18 protein-coding genes are annotated in these 24,005 nt (G+C 51.6%); 4 read left to right on the top strand and 14 right to left on the bottom strand.

Annotation, left to right across the window (positions count from 1 at the left end; all coding sequences use genetic code 11):
* The 11 genes from MJX74_RS09500 to nagZ all read right to left on the bottom strand — a co-directional run bounded on the left by MJX74_RS09500 (window position 1) and on the right by nagZ (window position 17,086).
* Entirely contained in the window at window positions 1–2,730 is a 2,730-nt protein-coding gene (locus tag MJX74_RS09500; protein ID WP_240222629.1) for a discoidin domain-containing protein, read from the bottom strand.
* Window positions 2,731–2,759: 29 nt separating this feature from the next.
* A complete protein-coding gene (locus MJX74_RS09495) occupies window positions 2,760–5,726 on the bottom strand; it encodes a TonB-dependent receptor (RefSeq protein WP_240222628.1) in 2,967 nt (988 codons plus the stop codon).
* 137 nt (window positions 5,727–5,863) lie between these two features.
* Complete coding sequence (locus tag MJX74_RS09490; protein WP_240222627.1) at window positions 5,864–6,529, bottom strand: gluconate 2-dehydrogenase subunit 3 family protein; 666 nt, start codon at window positions 6,527–6,529, stop codon at window positions 5,864–5,866.
* A 1-nt stretch (window position 6,530) separates the two neighbouring features.
* Complete coding sequence (locus MJX74_RS09485) at window positions 6,531–8,327, bottom strand: GMC oxidoreductase (RefSeq protein ID WP_240222626.1); 1,797 nt, start codon at window positions 8,325–8,327, stop codon at window positions 6,531–6,533.
* Between the two features lie 161 nt (window positions 8,328–8,488).
* Window positions 8,489–9,394, bottom strand: a complete 906-nt coding sequence (locus MJX74_RS09480) for a sugar phosphate isomerase/epimerase family protein (protein ID WP_240222625.1) — start codon at window positions 9,392–9,394, stop codon at window positions 8,489–8,491.
* Between the two features lie 12 nt (window positions 9,395–9,406).
* The gene (locus MJX74_RS09475) at window positions 9,407–10,144 is read right to left on the bottom strand and encodes a 3-keto-disaccharide hydrolase (protein WP_240222624.1); all 738 of its coding nucleotides are present in this window, start codon (window positions 10,142–10,144) and stop codon (window positions 9,407–9,409) included.
* Between the two features lie 215 nt (window positions 10,145–10,359).
* Window positions 10,360–11,421 (bottom strand): sugar phosphate isomerase/epimerase family protein, encoded by a 1,062-nt coding sequence (locus MJX74_RS09470; RefSeq protein WP_240222623.1) that lies wholly within the window; start codon window positions 11,419–11,421, stop codon window positions 10,360–10,362.
* 7 nt (window positions 11,422–11,428) lie between these two features.
* Entirely contained in the window at window positions 11,429–12,592 is a 1,164-nt protein-coding gene (locus tag MJX74_RS09465) for a Gfo/Idh/MocA family protein (protein ID WP_240222622.1), read from the bottom strand.
* A gap of 69 nt (window positions 12,593–12,661) precedes the next feature.
* Window positions 12,662–13,897, bottom strand: a complete 1,236-nt coding sequence (locus MJX74_RS09460) for a nucleoside permease (RefSeq protein ID WP_240222621.1) — start codon at window positions 13,895–13,897, stop codon at window positions 12,662–12,664.
* 116 nt (window positions 13,898–14,013) lie between these two features.
* Window positions 14,014–15,207: an acyltransferase family protein gene (locus MJX74_RS09455; protein ID WP_240222620.1), complete on the bottom strand. Its 1,194-nt coding sequence runs from the start codon at window positions 15,205–15,207 to the stop codon at window positions 14,014–14,016.
* Window positions 15,208–15,211: 4 nt separating this feature from the next.
* A complete protein-coding gene (gene nagZ / locus MJX74_RS09450; RefSeq protein WP_240222619.1) occupies window positions 15,212–17,086 on the bottom strand; it encodes a beta-N-acetylhexosaminidase in 1,875 nt (624 codons plus the stop codon).
* A gap of 171 nt (window positions 17,087–17,257) precedes the next feature.
* Here nagZ and MJX74_RS09445 point away from each other — a divergent pair, with 171 nt between their 5' ends.
* The 4 genes from MJX74_RS09445 to MJX74_RS09430 are packed head-to-tail and all read left to right on the top strand — an operon-like array spanning window position 17,258 to window position 21,825.
* Complete coding sequence (locus MJX74_RS09445) at window positions 17,258–18,829, top strand: sodium:solute symporter (protein WP_240222618.1); 1,572 nt, start codon at window positions 17,258–17,260, stop codon at window positions 18,827–18,829.
* Window positions 18,829–19,719 (top strand): glucosamine kinase nucleotide-binding domain-containing protein, encoded by an 891-nt coding sequence (locus MJX74_RS09440; protein WP_240222617.1) that lies wholly within the window; start codon window positions 18,829–18,831, stop codon window positions 19,717–19,719. Before MJX74_RS09445 ends, MJX74_RS09440 begins: the two co-directional genes overlap by 1 nt.
* On the top strand, window positions 19,709–20,644 hold the full coding sequence (gene murQ / locus MJX74_RS09435) for an N-acetylmuramic acid 6-phosphate etherase (RefSeq protein ID WP_240222616.1): 936 nt from the start codon (window positions 19,709–19,711) through the stop codon (window positions 20,642–20,644). Before MJX74_RS09440 ends, murQ begins: the two co-directional genes overlap by 11 nt.
* The gene (locus MJX74_RS09430) at window positions 20,641–21,825 is read left to right on the top strand and encodes an exo-beta-N-acetylmuramidase NamZ family protein (RefSeq protein WP_240222615.1); all 1,185 of its coding nucleotides are present in this window, start codon (window positions 20,641–20,643) and stop codon (window positions 21,823–21,825) included. The genes murQ and MJX74_RS09430 overlap by 4 nt, the downstream gene beginning before the upstream one ends.
* 3 nt (window positions 21,826–21,828) lie before the next feature.
* On the opposite strand, the gene MJX74_RS09425 is transcribed toward MJX74_RS09430, so the two are convergent.
* From MJX74_RS09425 to MJX74_RS09415, 3 genes are all read right to left on the bottom strand, one after another.
* Complete coding sequence (locus tag MJX74_RS09425; RefSeq protein WP_240222614.1) at window positions 21,829–22,566, bottom strand: substrate-binding periplasmic protein; 738 nt, start codon at window positions 22,564–22,566, stop codon at window positions 21,829–21,831.
* Window positions 22,567–22,569: 3 nt separating this feature from the next.
* The gene (locus MJX74_RS09420) at window positions 22,570–23,043 is read right to left on the bottom strand and encodes a copper resistance protein NlpE (RefSeq protein WP_240222613.1); all 474 of its coding nucleotides are present in this window, start codon (window positions 23,041–23,043) and stop codon (window positions 22,570–22,572) included.
* Between the two features lie 242 nt (window positions 23,044–23,285).
* The gene (locus MJX74_RS09415; RefSeq protein ID WP_240222612.1) at window positions 23,286–23,975 is read right to left on the bottom strand and encodes a pirin family protein; all 690 of its coding nucleotides are present in this window, start codon (window positions 23,973–23,975) and stop codon (window positions 23,286–23,288) included.
* Window positions 23,976–24,005: the final 30 nt, after the last annotated feature.

Genomic DNA, 24,005 nt, shown 5'->3' with positions numbered 1-24,005 from the left:
TTATAGCACCGGTCCAATCAGCTCAAATTCTGCCACCTGCATTAAATTGGTATCACCTTTGTTTTTTGTGATCTCAATGCGGTAGTGGCTGAAGCTGCGGCCATTTAACAGGCTGAAGCTGCGCCGCTCGGCACGGGCTGCGAAACTTTCACCTGCCCAGTCACCCAGTACCTGCCAGCTTTCACCATCGTTTGAGCCAAGCAGACGGAAGTTCTCCGGATCGCGGTCCGGCGCATCGTTTGCACTGGTCAGAGCAAAGGTATTAACAATCACCGCTTCTGGCAAGCTAATTTCCAGCCAGGATGGCGCTTCAACCGACGGTACACCGCCGTTATCCAGCCATTTGGTTGCCGGGTTATTATCAAACGCCATAGAGCCCGCTTCGCCATCACTGATAGCAGCACGCTCAGTAACCTGTGCTGCGGCATTATCACTGTGATCCTGCGCCTGCACCTGCGGGCCTATCAGCTCAATTTCTGCTACCTGCATTAAGGCGCTATCACCTTTGTTTTTAGTGATATTCAGCCGGTAATGGCTGTAGCCCAATGCATTGGCGATGGCAAACGTTTGCCGCTCGGCGCGCCCGTTAAAACTGATCCCAGCCCATTGGCCCAGGTTTACCCAGGATTCGCCATCATTAGAGGCTAACAGGCTGAAGTTTTCCGGATCGCGATCCGGCGCGTCATTAGCACTAACCAGCGCCAGCATATTCACCGCTTGCGGCTCTGCCAGAACAACACTGGCCCAGGCCGGTGCATCGACAGTTGGCACTGCAGTGTTATCCAGCCACTTAGTCTGGCTGTCACCATCAAAGGCATAGTCGGCCGCTTCGGCTTCACTAATAGCACCACTGGAGGTTACCGCTGTAGCGGTTAAAGCATGATTCAGCGCTGGCATTGCAGGCCCGATAAGCTCAATTTCAGCAATTTGCATTAAACTGTTGTCACCTTTGTTTTTGCTGATATTAAGCCGGTAGTAGTTATACGCCAGGCTATTACTGGTACTGAATAAACGACGCTGACCACGGCTATCGAAACTCTCACCGGCCCATTCGCCTAATGTCAGCCAGCTGACACCATCATTAGAGGCCTGCAGGTTAAAGTTTTCCGGGTCGCGCTCAGGCGCATCATTGGCGCTGCTAATGGCGATGCTACTAACAGCTTTTGCTTCGCTATACTGCACCTGTACCCAAGCTGGTTGCTCTGCCGTTGGTACCGCAGTGTTGTCCAGCCACTTTGTGCTCAGCAAACCGTCAAACGCCATATCGGCGCTTTCTGCATCGCCAATGGCACCGCTGGCGCTGATGCTGCCGCCTTGCTGAATTTGGTCGGCATACACCGGGCCAAATAACTGCACTTCAGCCAGTTGCATTAAGTTAGTGTCGCCTTTATTTTTCGTGATGTTCAGCCGGTAATAGCTGTACGGCAGGCTGTTATTAAAGGCAAAATCCTGCGCGGTTAAGCGCTGCTCAAAGCTGATACCGGCCCACTGCCCCAACGTAAACCAGCTTTCACCATCGTTAGAGGCTTGCAGGTTAAAGTTTTCCGGGTCGCGGTCTGGCGCATCGTTGGCGCTGGTAATAGACAACACACTGATAGCTTGCGGCTGCGCAAACTGCAGCGTTAACCAGGCTGGTGCTTCTGCGCTGGGCACGCCGGTATTATCCAGCCATTTAGTGTCGACACTGCCGTCAAAGGCCTGGTCACCACTTTCGCCATCGCTGATAGCGCCGCGGAAGCTTATTTGCGCGCCGGCTAAATAGGCCGCAGTGGTATATTCACGAATAGGCCCGCTGCTGTTATTAGCCAGTACTAATGGCAGTTCAATATCAATAATGCTGTCTGGGGTTAAACCCAGCTCTGCCAGCACCGGATGGCCCTGCAATGCATCGAGTAACTGTTGGCGCAGTGCTGTGGCTGCCGCCTCATCACCCTCTGCCGCCAGCGCTACCTGTGCTGCTGCGGCAGCGAACGTATCGGCCAGGGTTGCTTCAGCACCAATGTGGGCAAAGGCCGCATTAACAAAGGACAACCGAATCAACTGGTTGTTGCTTTGGGCAAAGTTTTCTGTGCTATCAGCGCTGAGTAGCGGTTGCTGCATCAGGTTTATTGCCGGCATGTCAACGCCGAGAATGCGTAGCAACTGCGCGGAATACTCCAGCTGCGCTGGCTCCAGCGTCGCCAGTGCCGACACATTACGCCCACCGGTAATAGCGGCCTCCAGCAACTGGCTGGCAAAAGTGGTTAGGGCATTAACCTGCACCGTAGCATCAGCGGTGCCGTCGGCAGCAGCACCAAGCGGCGCTTTTAACCAGAACAGGTTAGTTAATGTTACCTCTCCCAGCGCGTCTGCGCCGACCGCAGCACCTAAGGCTGTTTCGCCGCACAGGCTAAGGTCACACAGCATGCTGCTGTCGGCGGTAGTGGTAACCGCCAGCTTGTGTACTGCGCTAAAAGCATAACCCGGTGCTGATGTAAGGGTGGTAGCGGCCATACCGCTGCTGTCAGTTTGCGCGGCAGTGCTGTTTACCGTTGTGCCATTTAACGCACTGACACTGACAGCGGCGCCGGTTAAAATACCTTTTACTGCGCTGGCGCTGATCTCGGCTGAGGTTGATACCGGTGTTGGTGCATTATTGACATCCGGTGTTTCACCACTGTCGCAGCCGGTTAGCACCGCTAATGCCGCTGCCATGGCGCACAGTAGCTGACGTTGTTGTATTGTTTTCATTATATATTCTGCCTCTTTGTGTGCCTGGTTCAGAAATTAAACGTAATACCTGCGTAATAACGCCGGCCAGAGTAGCTATTGCTTAAAAAACGCGCATCGGTGTCGTTACCTAATCTGGATGTTGATTCAGATTTAGTCAGGTTGATAACCGATGCGCTTAGCAGCCAACGCTCTGTCAGGGCATAGGAGGCATTTACATCTATTTGATCGTATGGGTCCTGATACACGTTTAAGCCACTGTTAATACCCAATACCGTTTCACCGCGTTTGTTATAAGACGCACGGATACTGTAATCATCTGTTTCGTAAAACGCCGACAGGTTGTATTGGTACTTGGCACTGCCTACCAATGGCGATTCACCGAACTTTTCGCCATCGACATTAACATCAGCCTGGTTAGTTTTGTTGTAGGTATAGTTGGCATTAAGGCCAAAGCCATTGTCAAAAGCATGCTGGATAAATAGCTCCACACCCTGCGACTTGGCATTAGAGCCATTCCCCACAGTGCTGTATGGGCTGACGGTGATCTGACCCGGCTCAACCACACCCGGCTCGCCGGCAAAATCGCGCACCGAATCAATGATTAGTGGCACGACAAAGTTATCAACGTCTTTATAAAACAACGCCATGCCCACTGCTGAGCCGGTGCCGTAGTAGTACTCGATTGACAGATCGGCCTGCATAGATTCAAACGGTTTCAGGTTTTTATTACCACCACTACCGCTAAAACCCGGTTGGGTATTAAAGGCGGCGCGATCATCTGCCCATTCATCTGAAACAAAGCTGATACGCTCCTGGCTGCCCAAATCACCGTAGCCTGGCGGTGACATCACTTTTGCCAGGGCGCCACGCACGACCAGGTTATCACCAGCGTCCCATACCAGGTTCAGGCTGGGTAGCACATAGGTTTCTTCGGTGGTTTGCGATATTAACTGCCAGTTTTCGACAAAGCGGGCATCGCCGGTAACAGGTAAACCGGTTACATCGTCGGTATGATCAAGAAAGTAGGTATATAAATCGGTCGATTCGCCGGTGGTTTTGGTTTTTACTACCCGCACACCGGTGTTACCACGGAAATCACCAAAGCTGAAATCGCCCTGCAGGTAAAATGCCTGGCCTTGCTCGCGGATGTTATAGACAAAATTATCTTCAATCCGGGTATAGGGTTTGTAGTTGCTTAAAATAATGTCGCGGTACTTATCCCAGTCTACTACCGGCATCAGGTTAATATCAAAGCCACCGGCAATATTACCTTCGCCATTCGCTTTTAGTACGTCTTTTGCCAGTGGCATACCACCGTTCCACTGATAGCTGTCAAACTGGTCTATACCGCGGCCACTGGCCAGCGCACCTTCAACGTCAAAATCCGGCGCCAGGAAAAAGTTATTGCCGGTTTCGCGATGCAGTTTGGCATCTCGGAATTTTAAGCCAGTGCGAACCAGGGTAAAAATTCCCCAGTCTACATCAAAATCAAGATCAAGCTGATAGTAGCGCTCTTCTAACGTGCTGCGCACAAAGCTGGAGTTAGACGAGCCCGGGTCACGGCCTCCGCCGACACCACTTAACAAGTTGGTGAGCGTGTTTGGGTCCATATACATCGACATACGATCGCCCAGCGCCCAGCCGGCATATTGAGCAGCATTCTCAATAAAGGGTTGGTTTTCGCCCCAGTTTGAACTTTTATACGCCACATCCCAGCTTTCTTTGGGCCCGCCTTTAGCCTCAGTGTTACCGGCGACCAGTTTCAAGCGGTAAGTGTCACCCTCGTAGCTGAGGTTAAAATCGAAAGTATCAGAGGTAGATTCTTCCCTGACATAGCTGCCATTCATCCACGGAAACTGCAAGTCGTTTTCTGCGCCACCGGCGCCGACGGTATAGTCCATGCCGGTAATAATGGTACCGGATTCATCCAGCGTTACGCCGCTAAGAAAATTAGGGTTTAATGACCACTCCGGCATCGACACCCCTGAGCGGGTTCTGTCCTGGCCCAGGGTAAAACCAAAGTAGTTAAACCCCAGCTCCAGCCGGTCAGTTGGCCGCCATTGTCCGGTTAGCTGCAAGCCCTCGCGCTCGCGCTCTTCTTTGGTAACGCCAACCCGGGCCACCTGCGGAAACCAGACCCCGTTATAAACATTACCCTGTGCATCCGTCAGAGCTGCCCAGTTGTTATTGTTATCTACCGGGTTGCCATTAACATCTACAGCTGTATCTGCTACGCCACTCCAGCGCCAGATATTGGAATCGGTACCACCAGACAGCACACGGCTGGTGCGGTTTTGCCGGGTATAACCCACCAGCAGGCCCATGCTTTCAGCTTCGTTTTTCCATGAATACACGCCGGTAAACTGCGGTTCATGCTTGTCGGTGACATCGGCATAGGTCGACTCAATATTTAACACGCCGGAATTGGCGTCCATATCAAATGGTTTACGCGTATGCAGCAGTACGGTACCGCCAACACCACCAGCATCCAGCCGGGCTTCGGGCGATTTAAATACTTCGACTGTCTGGATCATCGCCGATGGCAGCAGGGTATAGTCAAAGGAGCGCGATGGCTCGCCAGGGGACGATGCAATAAAGTTGCCGTTTAGCTGGGTAAAGGTCAGATCAGACGATAAACCACGGATACTCACGGTTGAGCCTTCGCCACCGTCACGCTGGATCACTACGCCTGGCACGCGTTGCAAGGAATCGGCAACGTTTTTATCCGGGAATTTACCGATATCCTCGGCGGTAATGGCATCCACCACTGCACTGGATAAGCGTTTGATCGCCATATTCTCGGCCATACTGGCACGGATACCCCGCACCTGTACTACTTCAATTTCAGCTTCGGCTTTGGCTTCTGTCGCTGGCTCAGCTTCCTGTGCCAGAGCAGTATTACAGCCGGCCGTTAATAGCAGGCTCAGGCTTACTGCCTGTGCCAGCCGGTGTTTGCGCAACCTTGCAGGCTGCGTGGTATTCCCCGTTTTATTGTACCTGTTTTTACTGTACATAGTGTGTTGCTCTCATTTTTTTAGTTTTAACTATTGTTCTGAGCAATGAGTTTCTCTTACCGCCTAAACGCAGTCAGAACCCTGTTTTTTTTACTTGTGTCATTCTCGAGCGGCCCCACTTAACAAAGGGCTCTGGTTTAACTTTTTAGTTTCAGTTTGCGCAGCACCTCATCAGACGGGCCATCAAAATTGGCCATAGGTTTATTACCGATATAGCCGATGTCGGCCATACCGGGTTCAGTGGTGTAAAAGGCTGTGGCAGTTAAATCGCGCACTTTGGCAAAGAAGCGGGCACCGTGCTTTAAATTGGCTGTTGCTTTGGGTTCAAAACAGATATCGTCACAAATTTGCCGTTGCTCAGTAGCACTGAGTTTGGCGAAGGCTTTACCAAAGCGTTTTTTGGCTTCGCCGTTTAACCAGACCAAGCCGCCACGTATCAACACCAGATCGGCTTTTTGTTGCGGATAAGGCGCACTCACCCATTCATTAATAAAGTGCTGCGCGCCCAGGCTGGCCGCCGAAGGTGACTGTGCATCAGCCGGAATAATAATGTCTGCCAGCACCGCCAGATCATCCAGCTCGGCCTGAGTAAGTGTCATTGACCAGGGTATTACCGGCTTTAGCATATCCGGATCGGTGGGCCGGTAAATCAGCTCGGCGCCCTTGGTTTTCGCGGTTACCGCCGCGGCATGGCCAGCCATACCCAGTACCGGCATAGCTACGGCGGCTGTTGCCAGCAGCTTTAAGGCATCCCGGCGTTTTAAGTTGGTATTGCTACTGTCGTTATAGTTATGATCTGCCATGTTAAATATTCCTTTGCTTGAACTGTTCAACAATGTAATCACTGGTGCGCCAGGCCAGCGCCAGAATAGTCAGAGTGGGGTTTTTATCGGCGTTAGACGCAAAAGGTGCGCCGTCGGTGACAAACAGGTTGGGTACATCCCAGGCCTGACAATGCTGATTTAACACCGACTTTTTGCGATCAGCGCCCATAATGGTGCCACCTACTTCGTGAATAATGGCGCCGCCGTTCATGATGGCTTTGCGGCCGTCAGTTTCTATGTTGCTGGTTACCTTTCCGCCCATACCGGTAATAATGTCGGCGAAGGTTTTCTGCATATGCGCCGCCTGATTTATCTCATGCTCGGACCATTGCCAGTGAAACTTCAGCACCGGTATACCCCACTGGTCCACTACTGTCGGGTCCAGTTCGGCATAGCTGTTTTCGTTCGGGATCATCTCGCCACGGCCATCAAAGTGCACAAAGGTACCGTAATAGCGCCGGCATGCCTGTTTAAAATCGGCACCGTATGCGCCTTCAGTAAAACTTTGCAGGCCACCAAAAGCACCGGCCCCCGGCATGCCACGGCCACCGCTCATTTCAATGTGATAACCACGGGCAAAATTCAGCTTGCCGGCCTTTTGTTGCTTGTACAGCCACCATGGTTGATACAGATGCATACCAGAGGAACCGTCTTCATTCATCGGCGGCAGATTTTCCAGTGCAGGAATTTGCCCGCCGACGCCGGCACCGACAGTATCCATCAGGTATTTACCCACCAGACCGGAACTGTTGGCAATGCCGTCCGGAAATAATGGGCTGCGCGAGTTAAGGAAAATCCGCGCCGTTTCTGCTGCACTGGCAGCTACCACAACTGCGCGGCCTTTTACTTTCACTTCTTCGCGGCTGTTTTTATCAATGTAAATCACACCGTCTGCTTTACCGGCCTTATTCAGCGTCACTTCGCGCACCATAGCATCGGTAATAATGGTCAGATTGCCAGTGGCCAGTGCAGGTGGAATTAACACCGTAGTTGACTGGAAATTGGCTTTAATAGAGCAGCCACGGCCACACGGTGTGGCCCAGAAGCAGGCAGCGCGGGATTGCATAGAATCGGCCACCACTTTTTGCCCTAGTTCACTGTTAGGAAACAGCTTCGCCGGTAGCCGGGTGTGGTCCTGACGCTGGCTTAAAATAGCCAGATGCGCCGGGATCACCGGAATATTCAGTTCATCACAGGACTTTTTTGCCAGCAGCTCATAAGCGCGCGGCTTGGGGGCTGGTTGTAAAATGCCTTCGGGCGAATCCGGCGTGTTTTCCAGGCCGTGGCCAGTTTCACCGTACACGCCAATTAACATTTCGGTTTTATCGTAGTAGGGCGCTAAATCGGCATAGTTTATTGGCCAGTCAAAGCCCAGGCCATCGCGGCTGTAGGGTTTAAAGTCATATTCGCCGTTACGCAGTGAAATACGGCCCCAGTGGTTGGTACGCCCGCCGAGCATGCGGGCCCGCCACCAGTCAAAACGTTGCTGTGGCTCACGGCTGGCCTGGGTATAAGGTTCACCCGGCACCTGCCAGCCCCCGTCGATGGTGGCATCATAAAAACCAAAGGGTTTGTCCGGTGTGCTGGCTCCGCGTAGCGGCGCCTCTTTGGGTAGATTAAACATCGGCGTTTCGGTTACCGGGTCATAATGCCGCCCTGCTTCAAGCATTAATACCTTTAACCCGGCAATGCTCAATATTAATGCTGACATACCGCCGCCGGCCCCAGAGCCAACTACGATTACATCATATTCCTGTTGTCCGGATGCTCCTGACATCTTGCACTCTCCTCGTCTGCACACTTTGTAACGGTGCGCTTTGTTATAATAATTATGCCGGCCCGACTGCTAACGGTCTGCTGGCTAGGAACCACTCACTCAAACGCCACCCTGTAACCGGTTACACTGACAGACAAAAAAACCGGGCATTGCATTTAACCTCAACGCCCGGCGTGATTGGCCACTGCCAGCAGTAAATCGCGCGTTGCACGGATACCAGCATCTTCGTCGGCATTTTCGCCTTCATATTCAATACCGATATAGCCCTGATAACCCGCGTTTTGGATCAATTGCCACATGCGCTGATAATCAATACTGCTCTCAGCGCCTTTGTCATCAAAGGCATAAGTTTTAGCACTGATACCTTTGGCAAACGGCAGCAGTAATTGCGTGCCCTGATATTTGTCACCGCTAAAGTTACCAAAATCCGGCAGGCTGCCAATATTACCGGCCTGTTGTAATACCGTGGCCAGCCAGTTGGCGTCCATAGAGTGGCCCATATGATTTTCGACAATAATGCTGATACCAAAGGGCGCGGCAAAAGCAGCCAATTGTTGCAGGCCCAATACTGCCGCCTGTTGCATCTTTAATGCATCGGTTTTGGCGTTATCAGCAATGCTGACACGGATAGCATGGCAGCCTAAAAACGCTGCAGCTTCAACCCACTTATAATGATTTTCTACTGCCTGCTGGCGCTGCTTTGCATCCACTGCTGCCAGGTCGCCTTCAGCGTCGACCATAATCAGTAAGCTGCTGACACCGCTGTCATCGGCGCGCTGTTTTAACTGACGCAAGAAAGCTTGATCCTGCGCCTTGTCAGCAAAGAACTGATTTACGTATTCGACAGCGCCGAGTTGGAAATCGCGCCGGGTTTTTACAGCAAAATCCAACACCTTAAGCTGGCCGGAGCGCAGCTGACGGTGCAATGACCACTGTGCCAGTGAAATTTTTGGCTGCGCCGGGCTGGCAGCAAACAACGGCCAGCTTAGCGGCAGCTGGCTGGCTAAACCGGCAACAGCAGCCCCGGCAAAGGTACGACATAAAAAATGGCGACGGTTAATAGCCATAACATGCTCCTGTTATAAGGCACGGATCCGGATCTGACGAAAAGCTATTTTGTCATTATGGTCTTGCAGCATAATATGCCCGGGCTCAGCAGTAGCAATATCATGCTTAGGGGCAAATTTGCTGCTGGCAGCGCGCTGCTGCCAGTCAGCGGAGCCTAACTCAAACTGCAGTACCAGCTTGCCATTAAGCCAGTGCTCAACCTGCGGGTGGCGCACAACAATGCGGGTATGATTCCAGCTACCGGCAGGTAAATGAGCATCAACTTGCGGTGCGTAAATATCAAATAATGAAGCAGTAAAATGAATAGGGTTGTCATGGCCGGGATAATTATCGTCATCCAGCAACTGATATTCTAAACCACCGGACCAACCCTCCCGGTTAACCTTGTAGAAGATACCACTGTTGCCGGATGCGGCAATTTGCCACTCCAGCTCCAGCTCAAAATCGGTAAAGCTTTGCTTGCTGACAATATCACCGCCACCAGCTGCTGTAAGCACCAGCGCCTTGTCGATAATTTGCCATTGCTCGCCAATCGGTTTGCCGCTTTTGTCAGTCCATGCATCGGCAGATTCACCATTAAACAGCCATTGCCAGTCAGCAGATACTTCTGTAGTGGTTTTATCAGGTGTAGCAGCATCAGAGATGCCTTCGGAAGTAGTTGGTGCAGGTTTACAGCCGGTAACAGCTGCAAGCAACAGCAGGCTGATCGCTGCTGTACGACAAAACGCACCCGAGTTAACTCTGATCACGTTGACGCTCCCCTTGTTGTAGCCAGCGCTGTTGCTGGCCGGTACCGCTCGTTATAATTATTTTGTTGGCGTGATTCTTTGAACACTGCCAATGAAACCGGTTACATCACTTAACTTAAATCCGGCTCAGAATTTTGTCAAGCCAGATTGGTTATTTTTTGTCTATTTTTGCAGCGGCGCTGTTGTGCAGCGCCTGCATGAGTATAAATTGAACCTTAGTCAGTTAAACCAAGAATACGCCGGTTGCGGCCAGCATCAGTCGCCCCACCGGCAAAATCATCAAACGGCCGCTCAGCCACACAGATAAGCTGTTTGGCGATAAAAGGTGCGCCTTCTGCAGCACCTTGTTGCGGGTGCTTTAAACAGCATTCCCACTCCAGCACTGCCCAGCCGGTGTAGCCGTATTGTGTCAGTTTGCTGAAAATAGCATTGAAATCTATCTGGCCATCACCAAGCGAACGGAACCGACCCGGCCGTTCCAACCAGCTGCTGTAGCCGCCATAAACACCGGCTTTACCGGAGGGGCGAAACTCGGCATCTTTAACATGAAACGCACGGATTCGCTGATGATAAAAGTCGATAAATTGCAGGTAATCCATCTGCTGCAGCAGAAAGTGGCTTGGATCATACAAAATACAGGCGCGCGGGTGCTGCCCGGTGGCATTAAGAAAACGTTCAAATGATAAGCCATCGTGTAAATCTTCGCCCGGATGCAGCTCAAAGCATACATCTATGCCTGCTGCATCGAAGGCATCCAGCACCGGCAACCAGCGTCGCGCCAGTTCGGCAAAGCCCTGCTCTACCAGGCCGGCCGGGCGCTGTGGCCATGGATAAACGGTATGCCACAGCAGAGCACCGGAGAAAGTGACATGACAGCTGAGGCCTAGGCGTTTTGACGCCTGCGCAGCCAGCAACAATTGCTCAGTGGCCCACTGTTGTTTCTGCACTTCGGTTTGCACCTGCGCCGGGGCAAAGCCCTGATACAGCTCATTGTATGCCGGATGCACAGCCATTAACTGGCCCTGCAAATGGGTCGACAGTTCGGTAATGTGTAACTGATAACGCTGACACAATGCCAATAGCTCATCGCAATATTGCTGGCTATGCGCGGCTTGCTCTAAATCAAAAATGCGTTTGTCCCAGGTTGGCAATTGCACGCCTTTGTATCCCAGCTCTGCCGCCCAGCGTAATAATGACTCTAATGTACAGGCCTCACCGGCCGGTGGCAGATACTGTGCCAGAAATATCGCTGGCCCTTTAATTTTGCTTGTCAGCATACATTGATTATCCTGTAAAAGTGTATTGCCCGGCGATGCTCACCCAGGCTGTATTTTGCCTGCTGCTTACCACCGCGGCCTGCACAAAGGCCATGCCGCGCACCGCCTGCTCAATACCTGCTGCGAGGTTGCTGGTTGTCGGTTGGCGTAACGCCAGCGCAAAGTCACGATAAATATTGGCAAAAGCCTCCAGATAGCCCTCGGGGTGCCCTGCTGGCGTGCGGCACCAGGCCCGTACCTGCTCAGCCAGATAGGCTTTATCCGTGCCCGCCTGCCAGGTTTGCTGCGGCTGCCCGCGCAGTTGCACTATCAGTTGATCCGGCTGCTCCTGCTGCCAACTGAGCGAACCCAGCTCGCCATACACACTAATTTGCAAACCATTACCCATGCCGGCACAGACCTGGCTGGCCAGCAAGGTGCCGCGGGCACCATTATTAAAGCGCAGTAAGGCGCTGCCATCATCGTCCAACTGCCGGCCGTCTATTACGGTGACCAGATCGGCGCACAGCTCTGTCACTTCAAGCCCGCTGACAAACTCTGCCAGTTGAAACGCATGGGTGCCAATATCAGCAAAGCAGCCACTGATACCGGAGCGGGCCGGATCTAAGCGCCACTGCGCCTGAGCACTGCCATCGCTGTCGGCTTTATTTGCCAGCCAGCCTTGCGGGTAGCTAACGGCAACACGACGCACTGCACCTAGATTGCCCTGCTGCACTAATAATTTGGCCTGTAATGCCATTGGGTAAGCCGCATAAGTGTGGGTTAAGCCATAACGCAAGCCCGTTTGCTGCACCAGCGCCTGTAATTGCAGTGCTTCGTCTAATGACAAGGTTGCAGGTTTGTCAGACAACACATGAAAACCGGCCAGCAACGCGGCCTTAGCCACCGGAAAATGCAAATGATTCGGCGTCACTATAGTAACAAACTCTATCCGTTGCTCTGGCGGCAGTTGGGCTTCTGCAGCAAACAACTGCTGATAAGAATCATAGCAACGCGCTGTGCTGATACCCAACTGTGCTGCCATAGCAGCACTACGCTCAGCCTTACTGCTAAAGCAACCCGCTACCAGCTCGATCTGATTATCCAGCCGCGCAGCGATGCGGTGTATCGCACCGATAAAAGCGCCTTCCCCGCCACCTACCATCGCCATTCTGACTTTTGTTTGTGCCATTACCACCCCTTGAAACCGGTTACAACACCGAAAAGATTTTACGCTGCTTACTAAGCAGCACCGCTGCGGTTACACCGGTAACCGCCGCTGTTTTGGAAAGCTTAATACAAATAACACTAATACCAGCGCCGCTATACCGGCCGGAATTAACCAGATTTGCCACCACTGGTAACCGCTGTCCAGGTGATTTAAATCGGTGATATAACCGGCCAGACGGAAGCCCAGCAACATACCTACGCCATAGGTTGCCAGTGTGATCAGGCCCTGTGCCGCGGCTTTTATCTCACGACCGGCTTTTTGCTCGGTGTAAATCTGGCCGCTGACAAAGAAAAAGTCATAACAAATACCGTGCAGTAAAATACCAAAAAACAACATCCACAACTGCTCGCCGCTGTTGCCGTAAGCGAACAGCACATAACGTAGCACCCAGGCCAGCATACCTACCAGCAAGGTGGCTTTAATGCCGTAACGGCGTAAAAATAACGGTAGCAATAACATAAAGGCCAATTCAGACATCTGCCCCAGTGACATTTTTGCCGCTGCGCCGCTGATGCCCAAATCGTTCAGATACAGGTTGGCATTCTGATAATAAAACGCCAGCGGAATACAGATCAGTACCGAGGCCAGAAAAAACACCAGATAAGCGCGGTCTTTTAGTAAGGCCAGTGCATCCAGCCCCAACAGTTGCCGTATAGTAGGCCTTTGCTGCGTGGCCTGCGGCGGTGTGTCGGGCAGAGTCAGACTAAATACACCAAGTGCTAACGACGCACCGGCCGCCAGCATAAAGGTGAACTGTAAATTCTGGTTACCTTCCCAGCCAAACCAGCCAATTAACAAACCGGCGGTGATCCAGCCAACCGTGCCTAACACACGGATATGGGCAAACTGCGCGGTTTTTTCTGCCAACTGGCGAAAGCTAATTGCATTAACCAGCGCCAGCGTTGGCATATACACCACCATATACAACAACACATAGGGATAAAAGCTGCTAAAACTGCCACTGTAGGCCGCACTAAACAACAATGCCGCCCCTACCAGATGCAACAGCGCCAGAATTTTCTGGGCGGCAAAGTAGCGGTCGGCAATCAGGCCAATAATAAAAGGCGCGATAATGGCGCCGATAGACTGCGTTTCATACGCCATGCCCATTTGTGCACCGGAGGCAGAGAAACGCTGTGACAGATAGGTGCCCATGGTAACAAACCAGGCGCCCCAGATAAAAAACTGCAGAAACATCATTAGCGACAATTTAAGTCGGATGCTGATAGGCATGGCGGTGTTTTTCCCTGTTGATTTTATTGTCATTGGTGGCGGCTAGCTCTGCTGGCTAGCATACTTTTTATCCACAACAAAAATAACTGTAACCGGTTACACCAAAAATTACAAGCTGCCACCCGGCAGAAAAAATCACCGCTACCTACTTAAACTTTAAAGATATAACCGCGTTTATAACACCAGTGCATTAACAGGTAGGAAAGCAACAAAAAGCTAAGCGCAAACGCCAGTGAGCCATTGTAGTCGCCAAACAGTGGCTGATACACAGTGCTGAATAACCAGCCGTGTAAAGAGGTATCGCCGACAGATATCATCATCAGAATGCGTGCCGCCACACCGGCAAACATAAAAAACAAAATGGCATTGGCACCAAACACTACAAAAGGTGCGCTCCAGCGCCGCCAGCGTTTAACATCACACAACCACAGGCAGGCCGCCAGTGCGATAGCGCAGTAACCGCTGCTTAACAGCACAAAACTGGGGGTCCACAGGCTTTTATTAATCGGTAAGCCCATATGCCACAGCTCTGCCAGCCATACTGCCACTACGCCAAATAACAATAAACCACGAATTTTTTGCACCAGAGTGCGCTCGCTTTGCAGATACTGCGCCATTAATACTCCGGCCAGGCAACTGCTGATCGCCGGTAAGGTAGACCAAAGTCCCTCCGGATCAAAAGCAAACGGCGTGGCGCTGCGGTAATACACATGGCTGGCGCCCAGCACAGCATGATCCAGCCAGGCGGCAAAGCTGTTGCCAAATTCCAGCAAACCACGGAACTGATTGCCCTGCGCATCCTGATACGGCAGATACAACATGCCCACCAGATATAAAGCACAAAGCCCTACCAGCCAGCCGATACGGCCACGGGTGTTGCAGTACAGCACAATAAGCACGGTAAAAAAGTACACTAAGCCAATGCGTTGCAATACTCCCAGCCAGCGCAGCGTAAGCAGCTTCTGCTCAATATAGCTGTACGCCGGGTCGCGGAAATTGTAATAAAACAGCGCTAAAAACAACCCCAGAACAAATAGCTTTACGCTGCGCACTGCAGCATGTTTTATCACAGCAATATTGCCACTGCTGTTTTGCCGCTGCAGGCTCAGCTGCAGCGACATACCGACAATAACAATAAAAAACGGGAAGATCAGATCAGTTACCGTCCAGCCATGCCACTGCGCATGCAACAACGGGCTGTAAACATGGCTCCAGCTGCCGGGGTTGTTAACCAGTATCATAGCGGTAATCGTTAGCCCGCGTAGCGCATCCAGCGCCAGCAGGCGCTTGGCCGGTAACACAGAAAGTATTGCTTCGGCGTAACGCTGATACCAGTTAAACATAGTGTTAATACCCGCTAACAGTCACGGGCAGTTTACCGGTTAAACGGTATTGCCCCAGTAAAGCCTGCGCCAGCGCTTCATATACCGCATTACCGGCACCCATGGCGGTTGGCTGCTCTGAAGTGTTATAGGCATAGCTTGCCAGCACTACGTCGGCATACTGGCCATAACGGCTGATATCATAAGGCGCACGCAGGCTTAAAAACACGTGTGGTTTTTTCTTCGCTTTAATCTGCGGCAATAAAGTTTCAAATTGCAGGCTCTGACGCTCATAAGCGGCAGCTATATTGGCAATACCGGTTAAATCGTCCATGCCGCCAATATCGGCCAGGCTTTGCATAGGGGCAATAAAGCCACTGATCACCAGATCAGCGGCGCCAATTTGTGCACTGGCTTTAGCTAAATCGGTTTGTTGCAGGCTAATGCTGTCGATCACGAAATGATCGTTGCTGTAATGCTGCAGCGCGGCAGCTAAGGCCTGAGCTTTGGTTTGATCCGGCATAATCAGCAACAGTTTTTTTGTATCGCTGAGTTTAAATGGCCAGTAAGCCGTAGCCGGTTTCACCTGGGTTATCGCCGCTTTGGCTAATGCCAGCTCGCTTTGCCGGTGCGCAGCACTGCCAAGCAGTTTGCCGGCAAGTTTGGTTTGTTCAGCAGCCGATTTAACCGCCGGCAATAAAGGGTACTGCTGCTTCAATGCCACTATGCGCTGATAAGATTCGGCCAGTTCAGCTTTGGCAATATCGCCGTTGTTTACCGCCGTTTCCAGTTCATTCAGCAGTGCTGCCAGCGCTTTTAGCTCGCCGGGATGTTGCAGCTTTACCGGCATCAGGGCGATATCGGCACCGGCGGCAAAGGTTTGTACTACCGCTTCGGTATGGGTAAAAAACTTGCTGATACCGGCCATATCCAGCGCATCAGTCACTATCACGCCTTTGTAGCCCATTTCCTGGCGCAGTACGTCATGCAAAATGGTGCGCGACAGCGTGGCCGGTTTAAGCATTTCTTCGCCATTTTTGGAAACAAAGGTGCTGCTGTCCAGCGCCGGAAACTGGATATGCGCCGTCATAATCATACCGGGAGTTTGCTGCTTAATAATGTGGGCAAACGGATATAAATCTACCTGACGGATTTGCTCGCTGCTGTGCTCTACCCGCGGCAAGCCTAAATGGCTGTCTACTTCAGTATCGCCATGGCCGGGGAAATGCTTCAGTGCTGCTATCATACCGCGCTGTTGCATGGCGCTGGTCATGGCGTTACCCAGTTCCGCCACTTGCTGCGGGTTTTCGCCGAAAGCCCGTACGTTAATCACCGGGTTTTGCGGATTAACGTTAACATCTATCGTCGGGGCAAAGTTAACATTAATACCCAGTGCCAGTAATTCATCTGCCAGCACCTTACCTACTTCAGTAGCAAACATAGTACCGTGTTCAGCATAAGTTGCACCTATGGCCATATTACCGGCAAAGGACGTAGCTAAGCTGCGTGGCAGGCGCGCTACCCGGCCGCCTTCCTGATCGATACTGATAAACAACGGTAATTTAAGCTTTGATGCGGCAGCAGCACTTTGTAAATCACGGTTAAGCTGCACGGTTTGGGCGACATCGGCCAGGTTTTCGGCAAACAGGATCACGCCGCCAATATCATAATCGCGCACCAGCGTGGCAAGCTCAGGTGGCAGTTTTGTCATCGCTGTACGGCACTGACCATTTATCGGCGCTTGTTCGCAATAGTAGCGCAGGTCCAGCATCAGTTTTTGCCCGAGCATTTGTTTTACACTGGCAGCAGGCGTAGCAGATTTAACCGGCATAGCAGCAGCCGACAGAGTAAAGCTGCAGGCGCTGAGCAGCAGTAACGAAGCGCGGGTCAAGCATGACATAGAGTTCCCAAGAGATAAAACAACCACGGCGGTATCCTGTTATTTTGGCAAAAGCTGCAGGCAGTACAACAAAAATAAATTATTCATTCAAGTAAAATTTAAATGAATACTTTACCCACCTACTATACATTATGGTATGGTTAAGTACTTTTTCACTGTTAAGAGCCGCGCATGCAACTGACATTACTGGACTGGACGGTATTTTTTGGCTACTTCGCCATACTGGCACTGACGGGCTGGTATGTAAACCGGCGTAAGGCCGGCAACAGTAATGACTACTTTTTAGCAGCTAACAGTATGCCAGTATGGGTGGTGGCGGTGTCGGTGCTGGCCACTTCGCAATCAGCAGCCACCTTTCTTGGCGGCCCTGACATGGGCTTTCGTGGTAACTTGAGCTATATCGCCACTAATATTGGTGCCCTTATTGCCACCTTTATCGTGATTAAATTTTTACTGCCGCGCTATTACCAGCTTAAGGTCACCACGGTATATGAACTGCTGGAACAACGCTTTGGTGCCAGTGCCAAAGATCATGCTGGTAAAATGTATTTATTTGGCCGGGTATTCGCCAGCGGTGCGCGGCTCTACATGGCGGCTATAGCGGTAGCCATGTTGCTGTTTAATGATATTCAGGCCAGCAGTGTGCTGGCGGCTGTAGTGTTGCTGGCCATAATCGGCCTGGCCTGTACCGTTGCCGGTGGTATCCGCTCGGTTATTTATACCGATGCGCTACAATGCGGCGTTTATGTGCTGGCAGCGTTGCTGGTGCTGGGCTACCTGTATCACAGCCTGGGGTTGGATTTACCCACGCTGATACAGGCACTGAGCTCACCGGCAGAGGGCGGCCCCTCTAAATTATTACTGTTCGACTGGCGGTTTGATGTCAGCTCTGACGGGGTATTTAATATGTGGTCGGCATTAACCGGTTTTATTTTGCTGAATATTGCCGCTTTTGGCTTAGATCAGGATATGACGCAACGCGTGCTTACCTGCAAAGACAGTAAAGCCGGTGCCAGAGCATTGCTAAGCTCAGCACTGATGGTGATCCCCACTATGCTGGTGTTTATCCTGATTGGCTTTTTGTTGTATATCTTTTATCAACGGCCAGATTTATACCAGCCGGCACAGGGCTTTGCCGACAGTTTCGGCGGTGAAAAAGTCACGGTATTTATGTACTACGTATTAAATGAAATGCCATCGGGCCTGCGCGGCCTGGTAGTGGTTGGCGTAATAGCAGCAGCGTTATCCACTATTACCTCGGGTTTAAATTCTATGTCCTCTGTGCTGGTAGCCGATATGTATAAACCCTGGCGGTTAAAGCGCCAGCCGGCAACAGAGGATCGGCACTTTGTCCGCGCTGGCCAGTTGGGTATGTTGTTTACCGCTATTACGCTGTCGGCCATGGCTATTCTGTGTTTTTACTGGCAGCAGTATTCGGATATGCCTTTGCTGGCGTTTGCACTTAGCGTAATGGTGTTTTCTTACAGCGGTTTGCTGGGGGTGTTTTTTACTGCATTATTCAGCAAACGCGGCAACCGCTACTCTGTTACCGCGGCACTGTTAAGCGGATTTTGCGTGACCCTGCTACTGCAACCTTATATTCTGCACCAACTTAGCCCGCAACTGGCGGCACTCGACTTAGGTTTTACCTGGCAGCTGTGTATCGGCACTCTGGTGGCAACACTGGTGTGCCTGGCCGGCAAACCGGTTAGGCAGCACACTGCCATGGAAGGAGTTAATTAATGTGGATTTTGGCAGTTGATGGTGGCGGCAGTAAAACGCTGGCCCGCCTGACCAATACCAGCACCGGCCAGCACTGGCAACAGCAGGCCGGCCCGGCCTCACTGACAAATGATTTTTCGCTGGCGCTAAGTAATATTAATTTACTCAGTGCCAGCCTGTGCCTGCAAGCCGGTGTAAGCAGCCAGCAAGTAGTGGCAGTAATGGGGCTTGCTGGTGCCGGCAACCCGCAGCAACATCAGCAAGCTTGCCAACAGCTGGCCCGGCATTATGCGCGTTTTTTGCTCACCACCGATGCTAAAACCTCATTGTATGGCGCTAATCTGGGCCGGCCGGTGCTGGTAGTTGCGCTCGGCACCGGCTCAGTTGCTATGCGCCTGCTGGCAGACGGCGCTGAGCAACAGGTCGGCGGCTGGGGCTTTAATATTGGCGATGAAGGTGGTGGCGCCTGGTTAGGTAAGCAGGCGGTACGCGAACTGCTATGGCAGGTAGACAGCCTCGCCGGTATTAACAGCCCGTTATTACAGGCCGTGGCACAACAAATTGGCGGCGATGCCACGGTGTTACTGCCCTGGCTGAAAACCGCCAGCCCGAATGATTATGCGGCTTTGGCGCCACTGGTGTTTAATTATGCGGGGCGCTGTGACATTGCCGACACGCTATTACAACGCCACAGTGCAGCGGTGCACCAACTGCTGTGGAGCGCCCGCGAGCAATTTGAACTGCCGGTAGTACTGTTAGGCGGCCTGGCTGATATTACTGCCCCGCTGCTAAGTACCGAGTGCCGCGCTTTGCTACAAGCGGCACAGGGTAGCGCACTGGATGGTGCCTATATTCTTGCAACACAACTGACAAACTCTTTACCCCTTTCAGGAAACGGCGATGACAAATAACCAACAGGACTCTTTACTACAACAGCTGGATGCCATGAGCTCAGAAGCACGCAATCCCGACAGTTGGGATATCGATTTGTTGTCGAGCCTGGAAATCGTAAAACGTATTAACGCTGAAGATCAAACTGTAGCGCAAAGTATTGCCAGCTGCCTCGAACAGGTTGCAGCAGTGGCCGATCGCATTGTAGAGGCCTTTGATGCCGGTGGCCGTCTGGTGTATCTGGGTGCAGGCACCAGTGGCCGGTTGGGCATTCTTGATGCCGTAGAATGCCCGCCAACCTACAGCGTACCTTCAACTCAGGTAATCGCGTTAATTGCCGGAGGTAATGGCGCCGTATACAAAGCGGTAGAAGGTGCGGAAGATAACCCGCAGCTGGCCGTAGAAGATTTACAAGGTATAAAGCTGCAGCCCAACGATATTCTGGTCGGTATTGCGGCCAGCGGCCGCACGCCTTATGTGCTGGGCGGCCTGGCCTATGCCCGTAGTATCGGCTGTTTTACCGCCGCCATCAGCTGCAACGCCAATGCACCGGTGCTAAGCGCGGCAGATATCGGCATTGGTGCTGTGGTCGGGCCGGAAGTGGTAACCGGCTCTACCCGGATGAAAGCCGGCACGGCACAAAAGCTGATTTTAAATATGCTCACCACCACAGCGATGATCCGCAGCGGCAAGGTGTATCAAAACCTGATGGTAGATTTACACGCCAGCAATGAAAAGCTGGTGGCGCGCGCAGTACGTATAGTTATGCAGGCCACCGACTGCGCACCAGAAATTGCACGCGAAGCGTTAAAAGCCGCCGACATGAGCGCCAAACTGGCTATTCTGCATATTCTCAGCGGCCAGAACATTGAACACTGCCGCCAGCAATTGCAGCAACAACATGGCTTTATCCGTAAAGTACTGCAGCAAGGTACAGCACAATGAAACCGCTACTGTTACTGCTGCTAAGCTGCTGTCTGCTGGCCTGCCAGCCAGATACAGAACGCTCTGGCACCCAGCCGCAGGCTGAAGCTGAGCTACAAACCGGCGCCGAGCAGTTGCAACAGTACTTGCCGCTGCTGCAGGGCAAACGCGTTGGCGTGCTGGTAAACCAAACATCGCTGGTTGGCGGGCAACATCTGGTTGATGTACTGCTGGCAAACAAGGTGAATATTGTCAGTATTTTTGCGCCTGAGCATGGCTTTCGCGGTGATTATGACGCCGGTGCCAGTGTAAAAAACAGTACCGACAGCAAAACCGGTTTACCGCTGCTGTCGTTGTACGGCGCCAGCAAGCAGCCGTCAGCCCAGCAGATGCAGGAGCTGGATATCATTATTTTTGATATTCAGGATGTCGGTGTGCGCTACTACACCTATATCAGTTCTATGCACTATATGATGGAGGCCGCAGCTGAATACAACGTCGCCATGCTGGTGCTGGACCGGCCAAACCCGAACGGCGCTTATGTAGACGGCCCGGTGCTGGACAGCGCCTTTCAGTCTTTTGTTGGTATGCACGCTATTCCGCTACTGCACGGTATGACAGTGGCCGAGCTGGCACAAATGATTAAAGGCGAGCGCTGGATTGCTAACGCCGACAAACTGCAACTGCATGTGGTGCCACTAAGCGGTTATCAGCGCAGCCAACCTTATTCGTTACCGGTAAAACCCAGCCCGAACCTGCCCAATGATCAGGCCATAGCGCTGTATCCATCACTGGGCTTTTTTGAAGCCACGCCACTGAGCATCGGCCGGGGTACTGAATTTCCATTTCAGGTAATTGGTTATGACAAATTTGGCCCGTCCGGCTTTCAGTTTATGCCGGTATCCACGCCCGGTGCCGCGTTAACACCACCGTTGATGGATAAAGTTCTGCTAGGCGAAGATTTACGTCAGGCCAAAGCACAAGGCCTGAACTTACAGTATCTGCTGCAATGGTATGCGCTATTTAAACAGCACGATGAGGTGTTTTTTACCTCGGCCAGCTTTATGGACAAACTGGCCGGCACTGATCAGTTGCGTCTGCAAATTGAACAGGGGCAAACCGAACAGCAAATTCGCGCCAGCTGGCAAAGCGCATTGCAGCAGTTTAAACAGCAACGCCAGCCTTATTTACTGTATCCATAAGCCTTAATTAAGATGATGCAATACCGCTTGTTGCACCGCGCCGCTTTGCTGTTGCTGCAAAATAAACTGATTCAGCGCCGGTAATAACGCCCGCCATTTAGGGTGCAGGCACAAACTTATACTGGCTTTGGCAACGGCCTGCTCTAACGGGTATAGCGTGGTTTGCTGCAACTGTTGCTGCATTAGCCAGCGCGCAATAATGTCGTTCATATAGGCTAAGTCACAACGTTCATTCAGCAACATCTTTAGCTGCGCTTCCTGGCTGGAAGCATCTACCCTGATAAAGCCCTGCTGACTGAAATACGGCTCAAGCTCAGGGTATATATAATGCTCACGGGTACAAATCCGCAGTTGGCGTGCCGTAGTTAAATCCATTACCGCATCTTCAGGGTTTAAACTAAACAGGTAATCGTCGTAACTAAGTACCGCAGCTGAAAATATCAATGCATCTGGCTGGCTTAGCCAGGCAGGGTTAACAAACATCGCGTCAATATCGCCCTGATACAGCGCCTGCTCGGCGCGCAGTGGGTTATTAAAAACATAGCGGCTGGTTATTTTCTGCTGGCGGAAGAAAGGCTCGAACAACTCAGGCAAAATACCGCTTACCTGCTCTGAGCGCCCGTTAAGATAAATAAAAGGTGGAAACTGAGGGTGATGAATAATCAGTTTTCCTGTCTTTGGCTGTGCTATTGCCACTTCAATACTTAATACTGCAAACAGTAATAACAGCCCAAACTTCATTCTTTACTCCGTTAATTTCTGCAGGCGATAGCGTGCCGCTAAATCACCCTCAATGCGCTTTCCTTGCTTATCAAGCATAAACAGCTGATTTTCCTCAACAAAAAACTGTACTGGCTGCTCAGCTTCCAACAAAATGGTGCTACCGATATCACTCCAGTTAAATATTCCCTGTTCGGTAAATACCTGTGCAGATTTGCCTACATACACCCGTTCCAGCTGATAGCTGCCATCGGCATTTAACGTTACCGTGGTATTAATGGCTTCGCAGTCAGCGCAGGGCAACATGCCCTGATAAGTACCCGCCCAATCCAGGCTGGTACGCGCATTGTGTGTAGTATCGGCCTGTTGTATTACACTTTGCGAGGGTTCGTTGTTTACTGCTTTGTTAGCTACGTTGTCACAACCGGCAACCAGCATTATTGCGGCCATTACCGCCAAACCTTTAGTTAAACTTTTAGTCAAACTCTGCTTTAACATTATGTGTTCCTAATGTGTTATGCAATGTTGACCGCCAGCATATAACTTAGCTAATCAACAGCGCTTTACCAGTACAAAAACCTGATATTGCACTGCTCAGGCTTTATAGCGGCTGAATAATCAACACAAAAGGGATATGCATCATCATGTTATTGTTAGAGGCTAACAATAACATTAAATGGCTTGCTCACTGCAGAATAAAACAATGAGCAAGCCTGGCGGGTGGTTAAAACACTAACGGATTAAGGCAGGTCAAAAATCAATGCTTTGGCAGCGGTGCTGGCAGTAAGTTGCAGCGCAGTTTGCTCACTGATCTTTATACCGTCACCGCGTTGCAGTTTATGCCCGGCAATATCCAGCTCACCGGTTATCAGGTGAATATACACTTTGCGCCCAGACGCAATATCCAGCTGTTGCTGTGCCGCTGTTGGCAACATCAGCTGATACAACAATGCGTCCTGCAGCACGGTTAAACTGCCCTCACGGCCATCCGGCGATAATATCAGCGTTAAACCCGGCTTCTGGCCAAAGTCTTTTTGCTGATAACCCGGCTCGCCGCCAAACTGGTTTGGCTGCAGCCATATTTGCAAAAAGGTCAGCTCGTCGTGCTTACTGGCATTAAACTCGCTATGGTAAATACCTTTACCGGCGCTCATCAGCTGAAACTCGCCTGCGGGCAATACTTCGGTATTACCGGCCGAATCTTTATGCGCAATCTGGCCTGTCAGCACCAGGCTGAGAATTTCCATATCTTTATGGCCATGGGTGTCAAACCCGGCACCGGGCGCCACCCGGTCGTCGTTAATTACCCGTAGCGCCGAAAAACCCATCTGCGCCGGATCATAGTAACTGCCAAACGAAAACGTATGTTGGCTTTGTAACCAGCCAAAATCGGCTTTACCGCGATCTGCTGCGTAACGTATATCAAACATTGTCTTGTCTCCCGCTTAGGTCTTTAGTTG

Source organism: Rheinheimera hassiensis (assembly GCF_022436675.1).
GTDB classification, from domain to species: Bacteria; Pseudomonadota; Gammaproteobacteria; order Enterobacterales; family Alteromonadaceae; genus Alishewanella; species Alishewanella hassiensis.
The sequence above is the reverse complement of the archived record's forward strand: the minus strand, read 5'-3'. Positions and strand labels throughout refer to the sequence as shown.